At 58.2% G+C, this 19,075-nt stretch carries 21 protein-coding genes and 1 tRNA gene; 13 read left to right on the top strand and 9 right to left on the bottom strand.

Features of this window, described 5'->3' with window-relative positions; all coding sequences use genetic code 11:
• Nucleotides 1-28 precede the first annotated feature (28 nt).
• Complete coding sequence (locus FHX09_RS18970; protein ID WP_024316602.1) at nucleotides 29-565, bottom strand: outer membrane protein assembly factor BamE; 537 nt, start codon at nucleotides 563-565, stop codon at nucleotides 29-31.
• Nucleotides 566-743: 178 nt separating this feature from the next.
• Here FHX09_RS18970 and FHX09_RS18965 point away from each other — a divergent pair, with 178 nt between their 5' ends.
• The 7 genes from FHX09_RS18965 to FHX09_RS18935 all read left to right on the top strand — a co-directional run bounded on the left by FHX09_RS18965 (nucleotide 744) and on the right by FHX09_RS18935 (nucleotide 6,028).
• Nucleotides 744-1,334: a ubiquinol-cytochrome C chaperone family protein gene (locus FHX09_RS18965; RefSeq protein WP_183722262.1), complete on the top strand. Its 591-nt coding sequence runs from the start codon at nucleotides 744-746 to the stop codon at nucleotides 1,332-1,334.
• Nucleotides 1,335-1,344: 10 nt separating this feature from the next.
• Nucleotides 1,345-1,899 carry a DUF177 domain-containing protein gene (locus FHX09_RS18960; protein ID WP_007801079.1) on the top strand — a complete coding sequence of 185 codons (555 nt, stop codon included), beginning with the start codon at nucleotides 1,345-1,347 and terminating at the stop codon, nucleotides 1,897-1,899.
• A gap of 103 nt (nucleotides 1,900-2,002) precedes the next feature.
• Nucleotides 2,003-3,049, top strand: a complete 1,047-nt coding sequence (gene plsX / locus FHX09_RS18955) for a phosphate acyltransferase PlsX (RefSeq protein ID WP_132592218.1) — start codon at nucleotides 2,003-2,005, stop codon at nucleotides 3,047-3,049.
• 19 nt (nucleotides 3,050-3,068) lie between these two features.
• Nucleotides 3,069-4,040 (top strand): beta-ketoacyl-ACP synthase III, encoded by a 972-nt coding sequence (locus FHX09_RS18950; RefSeq protein WP_007801084.1) that lies wholly within the window; start codon nucleotides 3,069-3,071, stop codon nucleotides 4,038-4,040.
• Between the two features lie 107 nt (nucleotides 4,041-4,147).
• Nucleotides 4,148-4,486: an integration host factor subunit alpha gene (locus tag FHX09_RS18945; RefSeq protein WP_007801086.1), complete on the top strand. Its 339-nt coding sequence runs from the start codon at nucleotides 4,148-4,150 to the stop codon at nucleotides 4,484-4,486.
• Between the two features lie 218 nt (nucleotides 4,487-4,704).
• Nucleotides 4,705-5,247 (top strand): MerR family transcriptional regulator, encoded by a 543-nt coding sequence (locus FHX09_RS18940; protein WP_132592220.1) that lies wholly within the window; start codon nucleotides 4,705-4,707, stop codon nucleotides 5,245-5,247.
• 115 nt (nucleotides 5,248-5,362) lie between these two features.
• Nucleotides 5,363-6,028 carry an HAD family hydrolase gene (locus tag FHX09_RS18935; protein WP_132592222.1) on the top strand — a complete coding sequence of 222 codons (666 nt, stop codon included), beginning with the start codon at nucleotides 5,363-5,365 and terminating at the stop codon, nucleotides 6,026-6,028.
• 6 nt (nucleotides 6,029-6,034) lie between these two features.
• Here FHX09_RS18935 and FHX09_RS18930 read toward each other — a convergent pair whose 3' ends face one another.
• Together FHX09_RS18930 and FHX09_RS18925 are read right to left on the bottom strand one after the other, a co-directional pair.
• Nucleotides 6,035-6,229: a hypothetical protein gene (locus FHX09_RS18930; RefSeq protein WP_184450505.1), complete on the bottom strand. Its 195-nt coding sequence runs from the start codon at nucleotides 6,227-6,229 to the stop codon at nucleotides 6,035-6,037.
• A 116-nt stretch (nucleotides 6,230-6,345) separates the two neighbouring features.
• Nucleotides 6,346-6,708, bottom strand: coding sequence for a CAP domain-containing protein (locus FHX09_RS18925; protein WP_245505512.1), 363 nt, complete (start codon nucleotides 6,706-6,708; stop codon nucleotides 6,346-6,348).
• A 651-nt stretch (nucleotides 6,709-7,359) separates the two neighbouring features.
• On the opposite strand from FHX09_RS18925, the gene FHX09_RS18920 reads away from it, so the two are divergent.
• The 5 genes from FHX09_RS18920 (at nucleotide 7,360) to FHX09_RS18900 (ending at nucleotide 10,509) form a co-directional block, all read left to right on the top strand.
• Entirely contained in the window at nucleotides 7,360-8,058 is a 699-nt protein-coding gene (locus FHX09_RS18920) for a hypothetical protein (RefSeq protein WP_007801096.1), read from the top strand.
• Nucleotides 8,059-8,322: 264 nt separating this feature from the next.
• A complete protein-coding gene (locus FHX09_RS18915; RefSeq protein ID WP_132592228.1) occupies nucleotides 8,323-9,192 on the top strand; it encodes a 3-deoxy-manno-octulosonate cytidylyltransferase in 870 nt (289 codons plus the stop codon).
• A 399-nt stretch (nucleotides 9,193-9,591) separates the two neighbouring features.
• Nucleotides 9,592-9,668 (top strand) — tRNA-Pro (locus FHX09_RS18910).
• A gap of 237 nt (nucleotides 9,669-9,905) precedes the next feature.
• Nucleotides 9,906-10,121 carry a hypothetical protein gene (locus tag FHX09_RS18905; RefSeq protein ID WP_132592230.1) on the top strand — a complete coding sequence of 72 codons (216 nt, stop codon included), beginning with the start codon at nucleotides 9,906-9,908 and terminating at the stop codon, nucleotides 10,119-10,121.
• Between the two features lie 175 nt (nucleotides 10,122-10,296).
• Complete coding sequence (locus tag FHX09_RS18900; protein ID WP_007801104.1) at nucleotides 10,297-10,509, top strand: hypothetical protein; 213 nt, start codon at nucleotides 10,297-10,299, stop codon at nucleotides 10,507-10,509.
• A gap of 27 nt (nucleotides 10,510-10,536) precedes the next feature.
• Here FHX09_RS18900 and FHX09_RS18895 read toward each other — a convergent pair whose 3' ends face one another.
• Genes FHX09_RS18895 through FHX09_RS18875 form a run of 5 tightly spaced genes read right to left on the bottom strand, consistent with a single transcriptional unit; the run spans nucleotide 10,537 to nucleotide 15,466 of the window.
• On the bottom strand, nucleotides 10,537-10,830 hold the full coding sequence (locus tag FHX09_RS18895) for a DNA-binding protein (RefSeq protein WP_132592232.1): 294 nt from the start codon (nucleotides 10,828-10,830) through the stop codon (nucleotides 10,537-10,539).
• Nucleotides 10,831-10,840: 10 nt separating this feature from the next.
• Nucleotides 10,841-12,103 carry an O-antigen ligase family protein gene (locus tag FHX09_RS18890; protein WP_132592234.1) on the bottom strand — a complete coding sequence of 421 codons (1,263 nt, stop codon included), beginning with the start codon at nucleotides 12,101-12,103 and terminating at the stop codon, nucleotides 10,841-10,843.
• A complete protein-coding gene (locus FHX09_RS18885) occupies nucleotides 12,100-13,659 on the bottom strand; it encodes an undecaprenyl-phosphate glucose phosphotransferase (protein ID WP_132592236.1) in 1,560 nt (519 codons plus the stop codon). The genes FHX09_RS18890 and FHX09_RS18885 overlap by 4 nt, the downstream gene beginning before the upstream one ends.
• Nucleotides 13,660-13,714: 55 nt before the next feature.
• Entirely contained in the window at nucleotides 13,715-14,884 is a 1,170-nt protein-coding gene (locus FHX09_RS18880) for a glycosyltransferase family 4 protein (protein WP_132592238.1), read from the bottom strand.
• A gap of 6 nt (nucleotides 14,885-14,890) precedes the next feature.
• The gene (locus tag FHX09_RS18875; RefSeq protein WP_007801115.1) at nucleotides 14,891-15,466 is read right to left on the bottom strand and encodes a polysaccharide biosynthesis/export family protein; all 576 of its coding nucleotides are present in this window, start codon (nucleotides 15,464-15,466) and stop codon (nucleotides 14,891-14,893) included.
• 191 nt (nucleotides 15,467-15,657) lie between these two features.
• Here FHX09_RS18875 and FHX09_RS18870 point away from each other — a divergent pair, with 191 nt between their 5' ends.
• Nucleotides 15,658-17,808, top strand: a complete 2,151-nt coding sequence (locus FHX09_RS18870) for a Wzz/FepE/Etk N-terminal domain-containing protein (protein ID WP_184450500.1) — start codon at nucleotides 15,658-15,660, stop codon at nucleotides 17,806-17,808.
• On the opposite strand, the gene FHX09_RS18865 is transcribed toward FHX09_RS18870, so the two are convergent.
• Nucleotides 17,809-19,050 (bottom strand): GNAT family N-acetyltransferase, encoded by a 1,242-nt coding sequence (locus FHX09_RS18865; protein ID WP_132592242.1) that lies wholly within the window; start codon nucleotides 19,048-19,050, stop codon nucleotides 17,809-17,811.
• Nucleotides 19,051-19,075 lie beyond the last annotated feature (25 nt).

Here is a 19,075-nt window from a genome sequence, read left to right as displayed (position 1 = left end):
GGGTTTTTCTTTGGGAGTTCGATCCCCGTTAGCGCAAGCTGGCCGGATTCTGCGGGGACGCCGGCTGCGAGGTGCCGCCACCGAAGAGGCCCTTGGCAGCGTTCGCGGCGCTGCCGCCGGACAGGAGTTGCTGCAGGAAGGTGAAGTCCTTGCCGCCTGTCGGGGTGACGCGGGTAATCGTATCGAAAACCTTGCCGTCCTTGAGGGTGTAGTTCGCGCGACGCGTAACGATGCCGTCCTTGTCGAAATAGATCGCCAAAACGCTCTGGTCGACGACTTTCAGCTTCTGGAAGGCCATGGAGCGCTCGCGGCGCTGTGAGATGTAATAGAAGACTTCGCCATCGAACGTCGCCGTCGTTGACGGCGTGCCCAGGGATAGGAGAACCTGCTCGCGGCTCGATCCTTCCGGGACGAGATTCAGAGACTGCTCGTCGGCGACATACCCGCCATTAAGGACGGTTCCTGTCTGGCAGCCCGAAAGTCCGGCGGAGGCGATCATGATGGCAATGGCGGCATTGCTGAGGAATTTCTTGTCAGACTTGAAATACCGTTTCGTCAACGACATCTACTCCCTAAATTATGAATGGCAGCCACCGGCCTCAGATCGCTGATGCAAAACCATTGTGGCCATTCCGGGGTCAGACGTCCCGTTGGCTCGTGCGGACAGATGGGGTGCTGTCCCGAAAGTGGCCACCTTCGGCATTGCAATTCGCGCCTGCTTCGGTAAACCAGCTTTCGAAATCATGCAACAAGGCCGGACGCCGCTTGGCGTCAAGAATGAGGCCTTTCCGGACAAAACAATGATCTTCGGGCTCTTTGGCAAGAAAAACAACAATCAGGCAATCGTTGATCGGCAATATCAGGCATTAACGTCGGCCGCGCGGATGCCGGAACTCTATGAGCGCCTGAATGTGCCGGATACGGTCATGGGGCGCTTCGAAATGCTCTCCGCGGTGATGATCCTCTTCTTCCGGCGCACACGAACGTCTGAGACGAGCGGCCAGGAAATCGCGCAGGAAATCGTCGATGCCTTTTTCCAGGACATCGACTACTCCATTCGTGAACTGGGGATCGGCGACAACAGCGTGCCGAAACGCATGAAGAAGCTGGCGGGCATGTTCTATGGCCGCCTCGAGGCTTACTCCAAGGCGATGGACACCAGGGATGCCGAAGGGCTTGCCGCTGCGCTTGTCCGAAACATCCATCCCAAGACGACCGAGCCGGTCGATATGCGCGGTCTCGCGGGCTGGATGTTCGAGGCCGAGGACCATCTTTTGTCTCAGTCGGAAGACGTCATCGCGACAGGCTCGGCGACGCTCCCGAAGGTTGCCTGAGGAGAAGACGATGAAGAACAAGAGAGATGACGTGCCATTCTCTTACCTCGTAAATGTCGGTCATATATCGGCCAATCCTGTCGAGGTGCATCTGGAGGCCGACAAGCGGGAATTGGCGGCGCTCGCCGAGCGTTGGAATGTCCTTTCTGTGGACAGCCTCAAAGCCGAACTTCAGATCGCTCGGTGGAAGCGCGACGGCATCCGCATGAAGGGCAGGGTCCAGGCAAATATTGTCCAATCCTGCGTCGTTACCCTCGATCCGGTTCCATCCGCCATCGATGAGACCTTCGAGCAGATCTTCGTGCCTGAAAATTCGAAGCTTGCGCGTCGGCCAGCCAATGATGCCGGTGAGATGGTGCTCGATCCTGACGGTCCGGACCTTCCCGAGAGCTTTACCGGCGATACAATCGATGCCGGTGAGGTCGTGACGGAATTCGCGGCTCTTGCGATAGATCCTTATCCCCGCAAGGCAGGTGTCGAGTTCGGCGGTCACGTAGAAGACACTGGAGAGAATGATAAAAAGCCGTCCGCCTTCGCCGTGTTGAAGGATTGGAAAAAGGACTGAACGCCGTTGGGGATTTGACACAATTCAGTTGTAAGCGACGGGAAAACCGGTATTTTGGCCGAAATTTCGCCCGCCGGAGGCGAAAAATAAGGATCAGGGACGCGTGATCAGAATTTCTATCGACCTCATGGGTGGCGACCATGGTCCCCAGGTTGTCATCCCCGGCGCCGCCAAGGCACTGGAAAGACATCCCGATATTTCCTTCGTGATGTATGGTTTGAAGGAACAGTGCGAGCCGGTTCTCGACAGGTTTCCGAAGCTTAAGGAAAAGACTGTCTTCCACGATTGCGAACTGGCCGTCCGTATGGACGAGAAGCCGAGTCAGGCGCTTCGCCGCGGTCGTTATGTCTCCACCATGTGGCGGACGATCGAGGCGGTGAAGACGAAGGAGGCCGACGTTGCCGTGTCGGCCGGCAATACCGGCGCCCTCATGGCGATGGCCAAGTTCTGTCTGCGCACGATGGCCAATATCGAGCGGCCGGCGATCGCCGCCATCTGGCCGACGCTGAAGGGCGAAAGCATCGTTCTCGACGTCGGCGCGACGATCGGCGCGGATTCGCAGCAGTTGATGGATTTCGCCCTCATGGGTGGGGCAATGGCCCGCGCGCTGTTTGAGATCGAACGTCCGACGATCGGCTTGCTGAACGTCGGTGTCGAAGAGATCAAGGGGCAGGAAGAGGTGAAGGAGGCGGGGCGGCTGCTCCGCGAGGCGAACATCGACTCGCTCGAGTACTATGGCTTCGTCGAAGGAAACGATCTCGGCAAGGGGACCGTCGACGTCGTCGTGACCGAAGGCTTCTCCGGCAACATCGCGCTGAAGGCGGCCGAAGGCACGGCGCGCCAGATCGGCGAGTATCTGCGCGCCGCAATGTCGCGCACGCTGCTTGCCAAGATCGGCTACTTCTTCGCCAAAGGCGCGTTCGACATGCTGCGCGAAAAGATGGATCCGAGCCGGGTTAACGGCGGCGTCTTCCTTGGCCTCAACGGCGTCGTCATCAAGAGCCACGGCGGCGCCAGCGCCGAGGGCATCGCTGCAGCCATCGAGGTCGGCTACGACATGGCCAAGAATGGCCTCAATCAGAAAATAGAAAACGATCTTCAAAAGTATCATGCCAAGCGGCTGCCCCCGATCGGGCCGGAAGCCGCATGAGCGACGAGGTTTAAGCAATATGATCCGTTCAGTTGTTCGCGGGTTCGGAGCCGCACTTCCGAAACGCGTTATGACCAATCGCGACATGGAAGATGTCGTGGACACATCAGACGAATGGATTGTCCAGCGCACTGGCATTCGCCAGCGCTACATTGCCGGCGAGGGCGAGACGACTTCGTCGCTCGGCGAAGCGGCAGCGCGCGCAGCGCTCGACCGGGCTGGTCTGACCCCGGCCGACATCGATGTCATCATCTGTGCCACCTCAACGCCCGATAACACCTTTCCGGCGACTGCCGTCAATATCCAGAACCGACTGGGCATGCACCATGGCTTTGCCTTCGACGTGCAGGCCGTGTGCACGGGCTTCGTCTACGCAGTGACGACCGCCGACGCCTATATCAGGGGCGGTCTCGCCAAGCGTGTGCTGGTGATCGGCGCCGAGACCTTCTCGCGCATTCTCGACTGGAACGATCGCACGACCTGCGTCCTCTTCGGCGACGGCGCCGGCGCAATCGTGCTGGAAGCTGCGGAAGGCGAGGGCACGACGGTCGATCGCGGCGTGCTGACGGCGCATCTGCGTTCCGACGGCTCCCACAAGGAAAAGCTCTACGTGGATGGTGGCCCCTCGACGACTGGCACAGTTGGCAAGCTTCGCATGGAAGGCCGCGAAGTCTTCAAATATGCGGTCGGCATGATCACCGACGTCATTCAGGCTGCCTTCGACGCGACAGGGACGACTGCTGACGATCTCGACTGGCTCGTGCCGCACCAGGCCAATCGTCGCATCATCGATGGTTCCGCCAAGAAGTTGCATATTGCTCCAGAGAAAGTAGTCGTTACGGTTGATCTTCACGGCAACACCTCTGCCGCCTCGATTCCGCTCGCGCTGGCGACGGCTGCCGGCGATGGCCGCATCAAGGAAGGCGATCTGGTGATGCTGGAAGCGATGGGCGGCGGCTTTACCTGGGGCGCCGCACTCCTGCGCTGGTAACCCGAAAATCCAAAAAACTACCGACGAACAAGAGCTTGACCGTGAGGCGCAAGACAAATACTCTTTATTCGCTTTCATAATATAATTGGCAAATGGGCGGGGAAACCATGACCGGAAAGACAGTGACGCGAGCAGACCTGGCGGAATCGGTTTTTCGCAAGGTCGGTCTTTCGAGAACCGAATCTGCTGAGCTCGTGGAAACTGTCATCGACGAGATTTGTAACGCGATTGTTCGCGGCGAAACTGTCAAGCTTTCGTCTTTTGCGACCTTCCAGGTGCGCGACAAAAATGAGCGCATCGGACGTAACCCCAAGACCGGCGAGGAAGTGCCGATCTCTCCCCGCCGCGTCATGACCTTCAAGGCGTCGAATGTCTTGAAGACGCGGATTCTCAAGGCGCATACCCTGCGCAAGACCAAGCAGAAGACCGCCAATCCGGCCTCCTGATCGGACCCAAAAAGAGAGAATCGTTCTCTCGTTTGCCGACAACAACTATAATCTTCCCTGAACGATCTGTGCGGTATTCAAGACGTGACTTGAATTCACGGCGTCAAACCGTTGAAATATGATGAGTCGCGGCTCGGTTCTGGCGTTCATGAGATACAGCCGCGTCTTATCAGCCGAACAGACGCGCGGCACGCCCCGAGACCGCGTAGGGAGTAAGGATGTTGGATAAGAGCCCCGATGCGTTCCGCACCATCAGCGAGGTGGCGGACGACCTAGACCTTCCACAGCATGTCCTGCGCTTCTGGGAAACGCGGTTTCCGCAGATCAAGCCGATGAAGCGCGGCGGCGGCCGACGTTACTACAGGCCCGAGGATGTCGATCTCCTGAAGGGCATCCGGCACCTGCTCTATGATCACGGCTATACCATCAAGGGCGTGCAGAAGCTCTTGAAGACCAATGGCAACAAGTTCGTCATAGCGATCGGACATGGCGACCTTGCCAGCGTTCAGGCATTGACGGGCGGCCAGCAGGAGGGCGCCGACGCCGCCGAACCGCGGGTCGGGATGTCCGAGGAGGATCAGCTCGTCGGCCGCGCGAAACCACCGATCACCCGCCGGTTTTTTAATTTTGGCGGTGGCGATGAAGAATCTCCCGAAGTTTCGATCGGCAAGTCGAGCGTCGGTAAGGAGGATCGGGCTCTGCTCCAGGAAGCACTCTACGATCTCCTCGAATGCAAGCGCTTGCTGGACCAGGTTCGCTGAGCGCCAGGTGCCTTTGGCTTAGTGAGTGAAACGTCGCCCGCTCTTCGGGCGCAGCCTCTGCCGGGTTCACAGCAGTTGGCCGAGTTCAATATCAGTCAGTACCAGGGAAACTTTCGTGACCGCCTCTCATTCCGTTCCCGGCAAATTCTACGACGCCTTCCTGTTCGATATGGACGGCACGCTCTTGAATTCCATTGCGGTGGTCGAACGCGTCTGGAGCGAATGGGCGATCCGGTATGGCTTCGAGCCGGAGGTCTTCCTCAAGACGATCCACGGCATTCGCGCGTCCGACGTCATTCGGCAACTGGCGCTGCCAGGCGTAGATCCGGAGTATGAGGCAAGGCAATTGCTGAAGGAGGAGATGGAAGATGTCGGGGGCATCGTCGCGATTCCCGGCGCTATCGATTTCCTGAACGGTATTCCGCCGGAAAAGTGGGCGATCGTAACGTCGGCACCGATCGAACTCGCCAGGCGCCGCATGGCAGCGGCTGGCATTCCCACACCGGTAGCAATGGTAAGCGGTGAAGAAGTGGCGGCCGGCAAACCGAGCCCGGAATGCTACCTGCTGGGCGCCAAACGCCTCGGAGTCGATCCGACAAAATGCCTGGTGTTCGAAGATGCCGTTGCCGGTATTCTCGCAGGCGAAGCGGCGGGGGCAGATGTGACGGTCATTACACAAACGCATACGACGCCGTTCGCAACGCCGCACTTTTCGATCCCCGATTATCGGGGTTGGCGTGTCGACAGCGGCCCCGACGGCCGCGTTGCGTTGGTCAAATAGCTGCTGCTAGTGCTTGCGCTGTTGCTGCGCCTGCTTCTTCATGCGCTCGAAGGCAGCAAGCATCTTTGCCTTGACCGAACCCAGTGTTCCCAGTTCGTGGCCGCAGGTGAAGCAGATAAGTATATCGCTGTCGAGCGGCTCGGGTCGCTCGAACTTCATTCGGGTGTTCCTGCATTTCGGGCAGGGGATCTCGATCTGCATGTTCTTATCCAAGTCTAGCGTTTCGCAGGTCTCTTAATCGGGTAGGGCGGATCGAGCAAGCCTTTTGAGCTACCCCAATAGCGGCAGTTTCCTGCGGTTCGCAGGCGAAGGCAAAACTATCGACAAGCGAAGAAAGTCGAGTAGCCTCCGACCACGGATATTCCCGCATATCGCAGGTTAGGTCGAAGCAGGTTCGTGTTATGGCCCGGGGAACTCCTCCAGCCAGAAAAAAGCTGCTGTGGAGTCATATATCCAACACCGACGTTTTCCGAACACACCACACTGAGGCCCGCAGCTCTGGCTTGAGCCGATCTCTGGCGGAAGCCATCGTGGCTGATGGTTCTTCGAGCTGCTTGGTACAGGCTATGTTGCCGGGCCAACGCTTTCAACGTGCCATTTGCGGCGAGGGGAGATAGGCCACGGCTCGTCCTGTAGGAATTGATGAGAGCCAGCGTCTGGGTGCCAAAATCGCCTATCATCGTTGGCTGCTGTGCCGCACTTATGCATGCCGAACTCAGAACCACAATTGCTATTGTTTTTAGGGTTTTCATGGTCGGATTTCCCCATCTTGGCAACGATTCGCCTTTGGCTGGTCTGCCACGGAGCAGACACAAAGCAAGCGGTCTTGGCAACCGAGGTGCGCCACGGGACTGTTATATCGCGCGGACGGCCCGGCTGTGTTTTGCCGCAGAGGGCGCCGAGCGCTTGAGATTCCATAGGTTCGGTAAAAAAGTCGAGCCACATTGGGTTGTTACAGGTCTGTTCGCCGTGGCGCTCGAGGTGCCAAGCGTCGTTGGTGACAATCCGGGCGAAACACAAGGAAATTAGGTCAGAAACGGGTCCTCCGTGGGATCGGCCCATGACCGGCGGATTGCTACCGTCGATCCCTCGATGTTGCTGATATGCCAATATCAATCGCGCGTCTGGTCGCGAAGTGTCCACATCTTTCGTCGTTTAAGGTGAGTTTTGCTGTTTACATTTGTTGTTCACATTTGCTCAAATCAGATTTGAGCTTTGAAGCCCTTCTCACGCTCGACGTTACGATGCGCGAGCTAGCAATCATCGGCGCTGATAAGAACAGCGCCGAGTGTTCCATCGGCTTCTGACTACTGAAGAAAAGGGGAGTGTGCATGGCAGACTTATCAGTCTACATCGGTTGGGATTCACGCGAAGATATCGCCTATGAAGTTGCGAAGGAATCGCTGCTCGAACATGCCTCGATCGAGGTCGATGTACACCCAATCAAGCTGCAGGATCTAATCGACCGTGGTGTCTACACCCGCGCGGTCGATCCGCTGGCATCAACGGAATTTACCTATTCCCGCTTCTTCACGCCATGGCTTGCCGATTACAAGGGCTGGGCTTTGTTTTGCGATTGCGATTTCCTGTTCTTTGGCGACGTCGCTGACCTGCTGCAGTATCGCAATGAAGACCAGGCCGTTGCCTGCGTCCATCATGATTACACGCCGAAGGAAGGCGTAAAGATGGATGGCAAGATCCAGACAACTTATCCGCGGAAGAACTGGTCGTCGTTCATGCTCTTCAATTGCGGCCATCCCTCCACCCGCAACCTGACGCCGGAACGCATCAACGCCGAAACCGGCGCGTTTCTTCATCGTCTCCAATGGGCCGATGACAGCGAGATCGGAGAAATTCCGGAAGAGTGGAACTGGCTGGAAGGCTGGAGCTCAAAGCCGTCCGCCGGCTATCCGAAGGGCGTTCACTACACCAACGGCGGCCCTTGGTTCAAGAACTGGCAGGATGTCGAGTATGCTCAAAAGTGGCTCGACAAGGCGCTCGCGATCGATCCGCAGTTCGCTCCGGTGTGACGCTTGAATCTCGGCTTTTTCGTCAAGCTTCGTTCATTGGATCGGCGCGGGAGTCGCGGTGCTTGTGGGCTTCCGTATCGCCCGAGGCGCCATATAGGGACGAACAGTGTGGTGAAAGGATAACGGTGCCTTTTGGCGTCTATGTGGGAGCGCCGGGGCGCCTGGTGAAAACTGGGACAGGCGAAGAAGTGAAACGGAGAACGGCGATCGCGCAACTGCCTCCACGCGTTCCTTTAGCACGACAACACAAACATGGTTTGAACGATGAGCAGATCTGGCGCTAGCGATCTTGAAACGATGAACGCGACTCCTCCAGTGGAAATCAACACGGAGGACTGGAGATCGTTTTTTCTCGGCTACAGCGATATCGTCTTAGTGGCAAATAGCGACGAGGTCGACATCGACGAGCTTGCGTCGCGCTTTCCTGAGACGACGCTCTTCATCTTCTTCAACAAGGTCTACAAGGTCCTGAGCAAACCGTTTACGCGCAATGCCCTTTTGGTGTCGCGAAGCGGAGCTCTGGGAGCCAACCTTGTCAAAAGCGGCAAAGTATCCAAGGTTCTCCAGTACTTTGATAAAAGTAGCTTCCTTGGGATCATCAATCTGACCATCGGTGACAGCGAAAAGTTCAGCCCAGCTTCCGCATTTGGTGATGTGAAAGTCAGGCATCTGGATCTGACGGATGTGTTCGCTCCGTTTTATCCAACTGCAAGTCTGCCAACCACGGGATTTGCATTGTGCTTTTGGCTCGCCAATCTCCAACTGGGAGTAACGGTCACTCTGGCCGGCTTTTCGTCCAAGCGAAGCGAGCGCTATCAGGTTCTTGACGTTCATGACTGGACGTTCGAACAAGTGGTCTTGCGACTAATGTATCGGCGCGGGAAGATCGACATTATTGGCCGCGAGCGAACCAATTCCTATGCAGAGCTTTCCGCACACTTTCCAGAATACTCTCCTGCCGAGATCGCTTTCACGGCAAACGAGGTGCTGGCGGAGCGTCTCGTGAATTTGAGCTCATTCGTTGACAAGCTGATGCATGTGACGAGATTCCTCCGTTTCGTTGAAAGAACCTACAAGCGGCTAAAGCCAAAGACGCGCAAGGAACGGCGATGGGAGGCGATGGAACAAAAATAGGATCCATCGCGTCTCACCGGAATTGGGCTCGCTGCACTTCGGCATATCAATCATCGACGGCGCGCCACGGAAGCTGTTCACAAGTGAAACTATCCATCAAGGGATCTCAACCGGGAACACTGGCAGCCCTTACGTCCGTCTGCACATTCGGTTGATTGGCTGGCTTTGTGAAAACCACCAGGTGGCGCGCTGCTGAGCGCTGCCATGTTGCGAACGGCATCTCCAATTGGCCCAGTCGGCGTCGTTGACTTCGGATGAGAATGGAAGCGAGCTGCCCGTCGGATCTCCCCGGGATTTTCTGTGTTGAAGCGCGCTTATTCCTTTTTATTCACCAGTGGCGATTTTCCTCTTGCGTGTGGAATCCCAAAAGACTAACAGGATCAGGCCGTTTTGGCAGGTCGGGGCGTAGCGCAGCCCGGTAGCGCACTTGACTGGGGGTCAAGGGGTCGCTGGTTCGAGTCCAGTCGCCCCGACCATTTACTCAACCTTCGGCACCCCCAGAAGCCCGAAGGTCATCTCGCCTCCTTGATGGTACTTGTCGACGAATCAATTGTGCGGCGCCGACGCAATCGCGTTGTTCCGGCAGTATTTCCGATGCTGATGGCTGCCTGTCGAGGCTCAACGGAAATACCGCTGTCAGAAATTTGTCGTGGTAACTCGAATAATTATTAGTTTTCTGTAATATATGCCCCGCAAATGCTGGTGGATGACGCATGGCAGACCGCGAGACGAGCAAAACATGCCGGGAAGCGCTATCGGAGCCCTTTGGGGCTCTGGTTGAGAAGGCCGTGTCGTCGGGTTGGCCGGAGCACGAAGTCGCGCTGGCGCTGACCGAACTGGCCGAGACCTATGTCGTCAAGGTCAGCGCAAGGATCATCATTGAGGGCTCGCTCCAGTCGCAGCTTGCCTCGGAGCAGCTGAAGAACTGAGGCAGAACTCGCCCATCGGCAGGCTTGGCCTACGCCATTCACATAAATGTTTCCGCAAGAAATGTTCGGTTGATAAATTGCCGGCTCGCGCGCATAGTGGCCGCATCGTCGGCTATGGATGGGCGGTCGATGACAATCGCTGGTATTGATAGCCCCTGATGGGAGCTGTGGCGTCATGCTCAAATCCCCAGTTCTTCCGCGTGACCTGCCGCTTTTCTCGGACGATCTCGATCTTTTGTCCGGGGTGCTTGACGATGTCTGTAAGGACAGGGGGCTCGAGCGGAACACCTCGGCCGCCGAGACTATCGGCGCGCTTCTGATCCAGCTCTATCGACAGGGCGTCAGAGACCAGGGCAAGCTTTCGGCTCTCGCAAAGGCCTATTTGTAATTTCAGGTCTCCAAGAAAGATACTGGATTAATCGTCGTTCGCAGCGTTGAGGTTTTCCGGGCGGATGCCTTCATCGGCCCCCGTGCGCGCCCGCAATCTCACCCCTGGTCCGCCTTCGTCGTGATTGCCGCTGGCAATAAAGATAATGCCCGCCGCTTCAAGTGCTTGCTTGACGGCGAGCAATGCGTGTGGCTCCCCGTCCTGCTCGTCGCGTTCCATTGTTTCGATGGTGGCAGCGGGCAACCCGGATGCGGCTGCCAGTTGCTCGATGCTCATTCCGGTCATGGCGCGGGCACCGCGCATTTGTGTGGCTGTAATCATGAATCAAAGACTAGTGCGCCGGCGTTCGTTCGCAAGACCGACGTGTTGTAAGACGTCGTTTATGGCGCTGTTCGAGCGCAGCGCAGCCCCAGACGACGCCGAAAAGCAGGTAGACATGTCGCCAGTGGTCGATGTCGATGACGTTGCCGATTGCTGCATGCCCTAACACCCCGATCCATGCGATCATCAGATAGGGCTGCCACGGGCGATCCCTGAGGAGATTGCTGAACCCGAGATGGATCGTCCAGCAAAGCATTGTGACATAGCTGAGAAAGCCGAGCCAACCGTAGCTCGTTAGTGATTTCAGCCAGACATTGTGCTCGTCTTCCGGAAACATTGTGCCAAAGACCAGCGGACCGATTCCGAGTGGCCGTTCCATCATCATCGTGAAGCCAATGCGGTGGCGATCGAAGCGACCGAGGTGCTCGCCGTCATACTGCTGCACGAGCTGGGCGCGTGCCGAAAAGAGCGCGCTGACCTTCGGAAATTGCAATGCAACGACCAGCGATCCGATCAGTAGCATGATCGCGGCAAGCGACAGGATCAGGATCCGCAGGCGAAACGCGCCGCTGCGTTCCTTGAGCATCATGCAGAAGATCAGAAGGACAATGCCGAGAAGAAAAAGACCCCAGGCCGCACGCGAGAAGGACAAAAACACGCCAAGCGCCAGGATCAACAGTGCAAAGGCCTTGATCGGCGACGTCCTCAAGTTGCCGACGAGAATGCCGTGGACGAGGTAGAGGGATGGCGGGACCAGGAACGGGCCGAATACGTTAGGGTCCTGGAAGGCGCCCTTGGCACGATCGTAGAGCGTGAAGACCTCCGCGCCGGGGAAGGCGTGAAAGTAGCCGAGAATCCCGAGCATCGAGGTGATGACGGCGGCGAATGCCCAGGCATTGAAAATGAGCGGCAGGCGCCGATGGCTATCCTCGATAATCGCTGCATAGAGGATCGCTGTGAGCGCGAGAAAGGTTGAGACGGCGACATACATCGGTCCGGTCCCGAGATCTTTCATTTGCGTCAGCGAAAGCATGCCACCAATGTTGAAGGCAAGCAGCAGTGCCAGAAGCGGCACGGTGAAGCGCGAGATCCTAAGCCCCAGAATGAACCAGATGCAGAGAAGCGCGGCCATCCAGAGCTCATAAGGCGCCGGCTCGTCGATAACGAAGCCGGAGAGAAAGACGCCAAAGGCGACCATCGCCGAACCAAGCAGCCGCAACGTTGCTCGTTGCGGCTGGGCGACGCGCAGAGATGTCGCTTCGACCGCGCTCAATAGGCGTTTTCCGTATTGAACAACCGGAAGGGCGTGAGGAACAGGATCTTCAGATCGAGCCAGAGCGACCAGTTCTCGATGTAGTAGAGGTCGTAGGCCGTCCGGAACTTGATCTTGTCGTCGTGATCGACCTCTCCGCGCCAACCGTTGATCTGCGCCCAGCCGGTCACCCCGGGCTTCACGCGATGGCGAGCGAAATAGCCTTCCACGACGTCCCCGAAAGCACGATCCTTCGCCTGCGCAAGAATGGCGTGCGGGCGCGGGCCGACCAGTGAAAGGTCGCCCGTCAGCACGTTGAAAAGCTGCGGCAGTTCGTCGATCGAGCTCTTGCGGATAAAGCGTCCGATCGGGGTTACGCGAGGATCACCTTTGGTGACGGCGGCGCGACCGGTCGGATCGCCTTTGTCGGCATACATCGAACGAAACTTGAAGATGTTGATGATCTCGTTGTTGAAACCGTGACGCTTCTGCCTGAAGAAGACCGGCCCCTTCGAGGTCAGCTTGATGGCGACCGCTGTTGTCAGCATGATCGGCCAGAAAAGCGCCAGAGCGAGCAACGCAAAGAAGATGTCGAAGCAGCGCTTGGCGACGGAATCCCAGTCCCGGATCGGCTTGTTGAAAATATCGAGCATCGGGACGGAGCCGATGCGCGAGTAGGCGCGCGGACGAAAGCGCAGACGATTTGCATGAGCGGCGAGGCGGATATCGACGGGCAGGACCCAAAGCTTCTTCAACAGCTGCAGAATGCGTGCCTCGGCGCTGAGCGGAAGCGAAATAATCAGCATGTCAATGCGCGTGATACGGACGAACTCGACCAGTTCGGCGACCGTTCCGAGCTTCGGATAACCTGCGACCATGATCGGCGACCGTTTCTCACCGCGATCATCGAAGATGCCGCAAATCCGGATGTCATTGTCGGGCTGCTGCTCGAGGACCCGGATCAGCTCTTTGGCCGGTGCTCCACCGCCCACGATCACAGCGCGGCGCTCCATGATGCCGTTGCGCGACCAGTTGCGGATGCCGTAGGCGAACAGGAAGCGAGCTGCGAGGAGGAAGATCGCGCCAGCAACGAACCAGGCAAAATAGGCCGGCACCACGGTCGAGCCGACGTTGCCGGCGAATGCGCTTGCGCCAGCGACGATCACGAAGACCGATCCCCACACGGCAAAAACGCGTGGCAGCAGGCGCAAACGCGTGCGCAAGGCGGGGACGGAGTAAGTGTCGGCCGTCTGGAGCCCGCAGACGAGGAGGGCCGCAACAATTACGGCAGTGACGGCGCGTCCAAAGAGGGTCTCCGCCTCATTCCCCGGCCAGAGAAGGAATACGAGCAGCCCGATCAGAAATTGCGAAGCAAATTCCAACAGGCGAAACTGGCCGATGATGATAGCCGGCGAGCGGTTTCCCGCACTGAATTGCTCGGCGATCTGACGGGCATAGCTGTTGATCGGCTCCGGCTGGGCCTTTTTATCCGCGTCTTTGTTGTGCCGATTGATGTCTGAAACCTGTTTGCGTAGCGCATCGAGGTTAAATTGATCGCTCTTCTCTGCCTTGTTCATGAGGCTACCGCCGCTGGTTATCGGAACGGCATAGCAGGAAGCCCCTAAGAAACTTTTACGAAGCAACCGCAAGAGCTTGCCCGGATTGGAGCTCCAGGACGTCGTGGTACAATTTCAGGACATCATTGGCCATCACCGAGGCCGAGAAAACCGACTTCACCTGCTCCATCGGCGGCATCACGGCGTCATGCCAATCGGGGATGCGGATCGCATCCGCCATGGCGCGCGCGAGATCGTCGGAATCGTCAGGGTTGACAAGGGCCGGGCTATCTCTGCCCAATGCCTCGGGAATTCCGCCAACACGAGTTGCGATGATGGTCTTGCCGGCGCCGAGACCCTCGAGCACGATGTAAGGCATGGCTTCGGCGCGTGACGGCACGACGAGATTCTGGGACATTGCGAAGGCTTGCTGGACGCGCATTGCCGGCAGCATGCTGATCCGCTTGCCCAGGCCGCGTTCGATCATCATGTCCCGGTATCGGTCGCGGTCTGGTCCGTCGCCGACCATCACGGCCGAAAGCGGACGTCCGAGAATACGCTCCGCTTTCGCGAAGGCCTCCACAAAGAGATCGGGACCCTTAAGGTCCCGCAGCATGCCGACGTAGATGTAGTGGACTGCATCTGAACGGGTTGGGATGAGCTCGAAATCACGCTCACCGATCCCGTTGTAGATCAGCCGCGTTTCCGTCCGTGGTCGACCGACCTTCTTCGTATACGCATCGCGCTCGTATTCGCAGATGAAGACGAGGGCGTCGGTGAAGTATTCCTGCAGGCGCTCCATGCGGAGCACGAATTGCCCCATGAGCGATCTGCGGGAATAATGCAGGCTTCCGCCGTGCGCTGTATAGAGGCGGGCTACGCGATACCTGTTCACCCGCAGGGCTGAGCCGGCAAGGCGCGCGAGCACACCGCCTTTGGCGCCGTGACCGTGCAGCACATCCGGCCGCAAACTTTTGATGTTCTTGTACGTATCCCAGAGCATTCCGAGATCGGAGAGGCTGACGTGCCGCCGCATCGGCATGCGCGTCAAACCCATCGCCAGGAAGGGACGAATATCGTCGAATAGACGGTCTTCATGCTCGCCGCCCGTAGAGCTGTCGCAGAGAATGCCGACCTCGTGCCCCGCCTTGCTGTGCTCTAGCACCAGATCGCGGACATGGCGGAAGATTCCGCCAACCGGTGACCTGAAACAATGGAGAATGCGGAGCGGACGCTGTTCAGTCATCGCGGATCAGAACAGTCGTTCGCGAACATAGATGGTGTCGCCGGCTATGATCGCCGAAGAGATATTGACGCGCCCCGTGATTACTTGCCCGTTAATCTTGCGGGTCACATCGACCGCGCCCTGATTGGCGCGCGAGGTGAAGCCGCCGGCAACGGCAACGGCATTCTGCACCGTCATTCCGGGAAGGTAGGCGTATTGGCCGGACTGGCCAACTTCGCCCATAACGAAGATCGAGCGGTAGCGGTCGACGTCGATCGTGACGTCGGGATCCCGCAAGTAGCCCTGCCTGAGTTTCTGCGCGATCTGCCCCGATAGCTGCTGCAGCGTGCGCCCGCGAGCAGGGACTTGACCGACAAGCGGGAAGGCGATGTAGCCGGCCTGGTCGATCGTGTACGTGTTGGTCATGCTTGGCTGATCAAACACGGTAATGCGCAGCCGGTCGCCGCTGTCCAGCGAATAGGGCTGGATCGTCGCCTGGTTGAAGGCTTGGGGGGCGGGCTTGTAGCTATTGCAGCCGCTCAGGACCGCGGTCGTGGCGGCGAGGCTCAGAGCCATCAGGAACTTGGGCTGTGCGAAGGGCATCGCGTCTGCTCATAGGAAAACGAATTCGATCTCAGCCGTTATCAATCCGTTAGGGTTAACGGTCGGTAAAAACCGCCGATTTTTTTGACTTCGACCGGTCGATGTGCCGCCGGAGGGGCGGCGCAAACATTAACCGTTGGGTTACTATAGTGATTTACCCTCGCGGCCACGTTTGTTCTTGGAGTACAAGCATGTCCGGCGTATCGGGTAATCAGGATGTGGACATAGATCTTGGACAATTGGTCCGCGCCGTTTGGGCACGCCGGCTGAAGGTCCTGGCAATCACCGCGTTGGGGGCAGGGATCGCCTTCACGGGCGCTAAGATGATCTCCCCCAAGTACCGAAGCGAAACGCGCATCCTGATCGAGCCCCGTGCCCCAGCCTTCGCCAATGCGCAGGTAAACGATACCAATGCGGGACCATTGCTGGACGAGCTCAATATTGCGAGCCAGGTGCAGCTTCTCCAGTCCTCGGACCTCATCAAGCAGGTCATCAACGGCCAGAAGCTTTACGATTTGCCGGAGTTCGATGCGGCCGCGAATGGCTCGGCACTCACCGATATCCTGGTGGCGCTCCACCTCAAGAAAAACCCGTATGAGAATCCCCCCGAAGAGCGCGTGATCGACGCCTTCATGGAAAGGCTTCAGGTCTATCAGGTGCCGGGATCGCGCGTGATCGGCATTACCTTCACCTCGAAGGATCCGAAGCTCGCGGCGACAATCCCCAATGCAATGGCGGCGGTCTACCTTGCCACCCAGAGCGGCGCCAAGCTGGATTCGAATTCCGAGGCGACGCGCTGGCTGGAGCCGGAGATCGAAAATCTCCGCCAGAAGGTCAATGATGCCGAGCAGAAGGTGGCGGAATACCGCGCCGTGCACGGACTGCTGCCGACCAACGGCGGCTCGAATTTCGCCACACAGCAGTTGAACGACATTTCGGCAGAGCTTACCAGGGTCCGGGGAGAGCGCGCCAATGCCGAGGCGCGTGCTCAGTCCGTACGCAATGCTCTCTCCTCCGGTGAGCCATCCGATACATTACAGGACATCATGTCGTCTCAGTCGATCCAGCGGCTGAAGAGCACGGAGTCAGGTCTGCAGTCGCAGATCTCCGACCTGCAGACGTCGTTGCTCAATAACCATCCGCGACTGAAGAGCCTTCGCGCGCAGCTTTCGGACATCAAGGCACAGATTCGCCAGGAGACGCAGAAGATCCTCGCAAGCATCGAAAACGAAGCGAAGGTCTCTGCGGTTCGCCAAAAGGAACTGGAGCGGCAGGCCGACAAACTGAAGGCCAACAGCGCCCAGGCTGGGGAAGACGAGGTTGGTCTAAATGCCCTGACGCGCGAAGCCACGGCGCAGCGGCAACTCCTGGAAAGCTATCTCTCTCGTTACCGCGAGGCGGCGTCGCGCTCCGACAAGAATTCAAGCCCAGCCGACGCACGTATCGTGTCGAAGGCGATAAAACCCGTCGATCCCTATTTCCCGAAGGTTTTGCCGATCGTCATCGTCGCTGCGTTGGCAACCTTCATTATGACATCGATTGTGATCATTCTCGCCGAACTCTTCAGCGGTCGGGCACTCCGCCCCGTCGAGCCACCCGAGGAGAAGGTGGTGCGTGATGAAGCAGAGGAGCCCGAAGCGACGACTGCCGGTTCCGCCAGGCGGGTGGCTACACCGAGCCTGTTGGCTACACCCGCAGACGAGGAGCCGGTTGCCGAGCCAGTCGAGGAGGAAAGTGCCGTCGAAACGAACGAGTTCTCGATAGCATCTGTCTCGGGCTACCTTCGCGGCAGCAGAGCGCCTTTGGCCATCGCCATTTCGCCGACCGGCAATGACGGCTCGGCGGCAACCGTATCGCTTGTGCGCAAGTTAGCCGAGGATGGCTCGCGTGTCATACTAGTCGACATGACGGGCTCGGGGCTGCCGACCGACCTCATGGCCGAGGATCGCAACATGCTCGGCATAACCGATTTGCTCTGCGGGGATGCGGCCTTCGGCGATACGATCCATGGCGACAGCCGCTCCGACGCACACTTCATTCCGCAAGGTATCAGCGATCCGCGCCGGGCGATGCGCGGTGCCGATCGGCTGTCTTTGCTGTTGGACGCTCTGGTCTCGGCCTATGATCTCGTGATCGTGGAATGCGGCGCTGCCGACGTGGCCGGCGTTTCGCGCCTGACGCAGAGCAAGGACGTCGAAATCATCCTCTCCATGCCTGAGATCGTCGAGCCGGAGTTCGTGACCGCTATGACCGAGTTCGAAGCGGCCGGCTACGGGCGTGTCGTGCTGATGTCCGATAGCGACGAGCCCCTTGAAAGCCCGATCTCTCGGCATGCCGCGTGATCAAACGCCGATCATCCGGTGTATGCGCTGGACAAGCTGGTAGATCTTCTGGCGAGACTTGATGAAAGCTTTGCATCGTGTGATTGCCCGGTGAACGAGGCCGCCCACTCTGCCGCGTAACGAAAGCGGCAGAACAACGTCATAGTGCCCGGTTTCTACTGGTGCCCATGAGCGCTTATATCTTTGGTCGCCAAGGCCGAAGTCGAACAGGCCGACGCCCTTGCCATGCTGCCCGGCGATCATCTGCCAGAATAGGAATTCGCCAGGGCTCGCATCCGCCGCCAAGCTTTCATCGATTGCGCTGATTTGGCAGATGATGTGGTCGCCCTTGCGAGAAATACCAGCCAGGGCCGCGATATGACCATCGTACTCGCCCTTCAGGCGGATCGCGTGCATTTCCAGCCCCACCGTCTTGCTGTCGGGGTCGCGAATGTCGAGTGCGCCGTGCAGGAAAGCCTTGGTCTTTGAGTCTTCGAACGCATCCGGCAGTCCAAGCGCCTTGAATCGTTCGCCCTTCTGCTCGAAGAAGCGATCGAGCAGCCGATGTTGCTCATACGAAGTTCCGGTAGAAATGTAGTCGAACCCGCCGAGCGCCTCCAGACGTCTCAGCTGCGTTCGAAACTTCTTACGTCGGCCCTTTGCGCTCACTTGTTGGAGTGTCGTTTCCATGTCTGCCAGGAGCGGAAGATGGTAGGCGTGGTTCTGGTTCTGGACGATCGGCAACAGCGCTAGAGGACTGCGGCGTCCGCGCCATTCCAGCGGTATGTTCTGCAGCAACAGAAGGTCGGCGCTTCCAACCAGAGCGCGACGCAGCAACTCCGCGAATTTTCGGCGCTCGAGACCCTTGGCCAGCTCGATGAAGCGTGCTGTGAAGAGGCCCGTGTTGATGTTGCTGTGATCTGCACCGACAAATCTGGCGGTGCGGAAACCGTGAAACCTGTTTATCTCTATTGGCAGAATAAATGCGGTCTCTTCGCCAAGCCTGCCCCAGACGATCGATAGTGGGTTTCCATGGGCGTTAGTCCACGACATGCACCAGTCGTAACCTTGGTGTAGGGAATTCAGATCGTCGCGATCGAGCTCGCGCCAGAGCTCTTCCAGCGGTTCCAAGCCATCCAGGACGACGATATCGAGTTCCGTCACTGCAAGCTGCGCGGTCAGCGCCCGCAATTCGGAAATGCCCGCGTCGGATTCCCTCGAATGTTGCGCTTTATCTGGAACAGGAAGCTTCTGCGCCTGCACGGTTTTTCTCCGGTCTGACTTGCTA

The organism is Rhizobium sp. BK538, from assembly GCF_014197575.1.
Taxonomy (GTDB): Bacteria; Pseudomonadota; Alphaproteobacteria; order Rhizobiales; family Rhizobiaceae; genus Rhizobium.
The sequence above is the reverse complement of the archived record's forward strand: the minus strand, read 5'-3'. Positions and strand labels throughout refer to the sequence as shown.

What these genes read in the sequence shown, in the direction of transcription:
- FHX09_RS18920 (WP_007801096.1), top strand. Translation starts at nt 7,360, where the DNA reads ATGGCAGACTTATCAGTCTACATCGGTTGGGATTCACGCGAAGATATC.
- FHX09_RS18895 (WP_132592232.1), bottom strand. Translation starts at nt 10,830, where the DNA reads ATGATTACAGCCACACAAATGCGCGGTGCCCGCGCCATGACCGGAATG.
- FHX09_RS18960 (WP_007801079.1), top strand. Translation starts at nt 1,345, where the DNA reads ATGAAGAACAAGAGAGATGACGTGCCATTCTCTTACCTCGTAAATGTC.
- FHX09_RS18915 (WP_132592228.1), top strand. Translation starts at nt 8,323, where the DNA reads ATGAGCAGATCTGGCGCTAGCGATCTTGAAACGATGAACGCGACTCCT.
- FHX09_RS18885 (WP_132592236.1), bottom strand. Translation starts at nt 13,659, where the DNA reads ATGAACAAGGCAGAGAAGAGCGATCAATTTAACCTCGATGCGCTACGC.
- FHX09_RS18945 (WP_007801086.1), top strand. Translation starts at nt 4,148, where the DNA reads ATGACCGGAAAGACAGTGACGCGAGCAGACCTGGCGGAATCGGTTTTT.
- FHX09_RS18870 (WP_184450500.1), top strand. Translation starts at nt 15,658, where the DNA reads ATGTCCGGCGTATCGGGTAATCAGGATGTGGACATAGATCTTGGACAA.
- FHX09_RS18880 (WP_132592238.1), bottom strand. Translation starts at nt 14,884, where the DNA reads ATGACTGAACAGCGTCCGCTCCGCATTCTCCATTGTTTCAGGTCACCG.
- FHX09_RS18930 (WP_184450505.1), bottom strand. Translation starts at nt 6,229, where the DNA reads ATGCAGATCGAGATCCCCTGCCCGAAATGCAGGAACACCCGAATGAAG.
- FHX09_RS18905 (WP_132592230.1), top strand. Translation starts at nt 9,906, where the DNA reads ATGGCAGACCGCGAGACGAGCAAAACATGCCGGGAAGCGCTATCGGAG.
- FHX09_RS18925 (WP_245505512.1), bottom strand. Translation starts at nt 6,708, where the DNA reads ATGATAGGCGATTTTGGCACCCAGACGCTGGCTCTCATCAATTCCTAC.
- FHX09_RS18900 (WP_007801104.1), top strand. Translation starts at nt 10,297, where the DNA reads ATGCTCAAATCCCCAGTTCTTCCGCGTGACCTGCCGCTTTTCTCGGAC.
- FHX09_RS18970 (WP_024316602.1), bottom strand. Translation starts at nt 565, where the DNA reads ATGTCGTTGACGAAACGGTATTTCAAGTCTGACAAGAAATTCCTCAGC.
- FHX09_RS18950 (WP_007801084.1), top strand. Translation starts at nt 3,069, where the DNA reads ATGATCCGTTCAGTTGTTCGCGGGTTCGGAGCCGCACTTCCGAAACGC.
- FHX09_RS18965 (WP_183722262.1), top strand. Translation starts at nt 744, where the DNA reads ATGCAACAAGGCCGGACGCCGCTTGGCGTCAAGAATGAGGCCTTTCCG.
- FHX09_RS18940 (WP_132592220.1), top strand. Translation starts at nt 4,705, where the DNA reads ATGTTGGATAAGAGCCCCGATGCGTTCCGCACCATCAGCGAGGTGGCG.
- FHX09_RS18875 (WP_007801115.1), bottom strand. Translation starts at nt 15,466, where the DNA reads ATGCCCTTCGCACAGCCCAAGTTCCTGATGGCTCTGAGCCTCGCCGCC.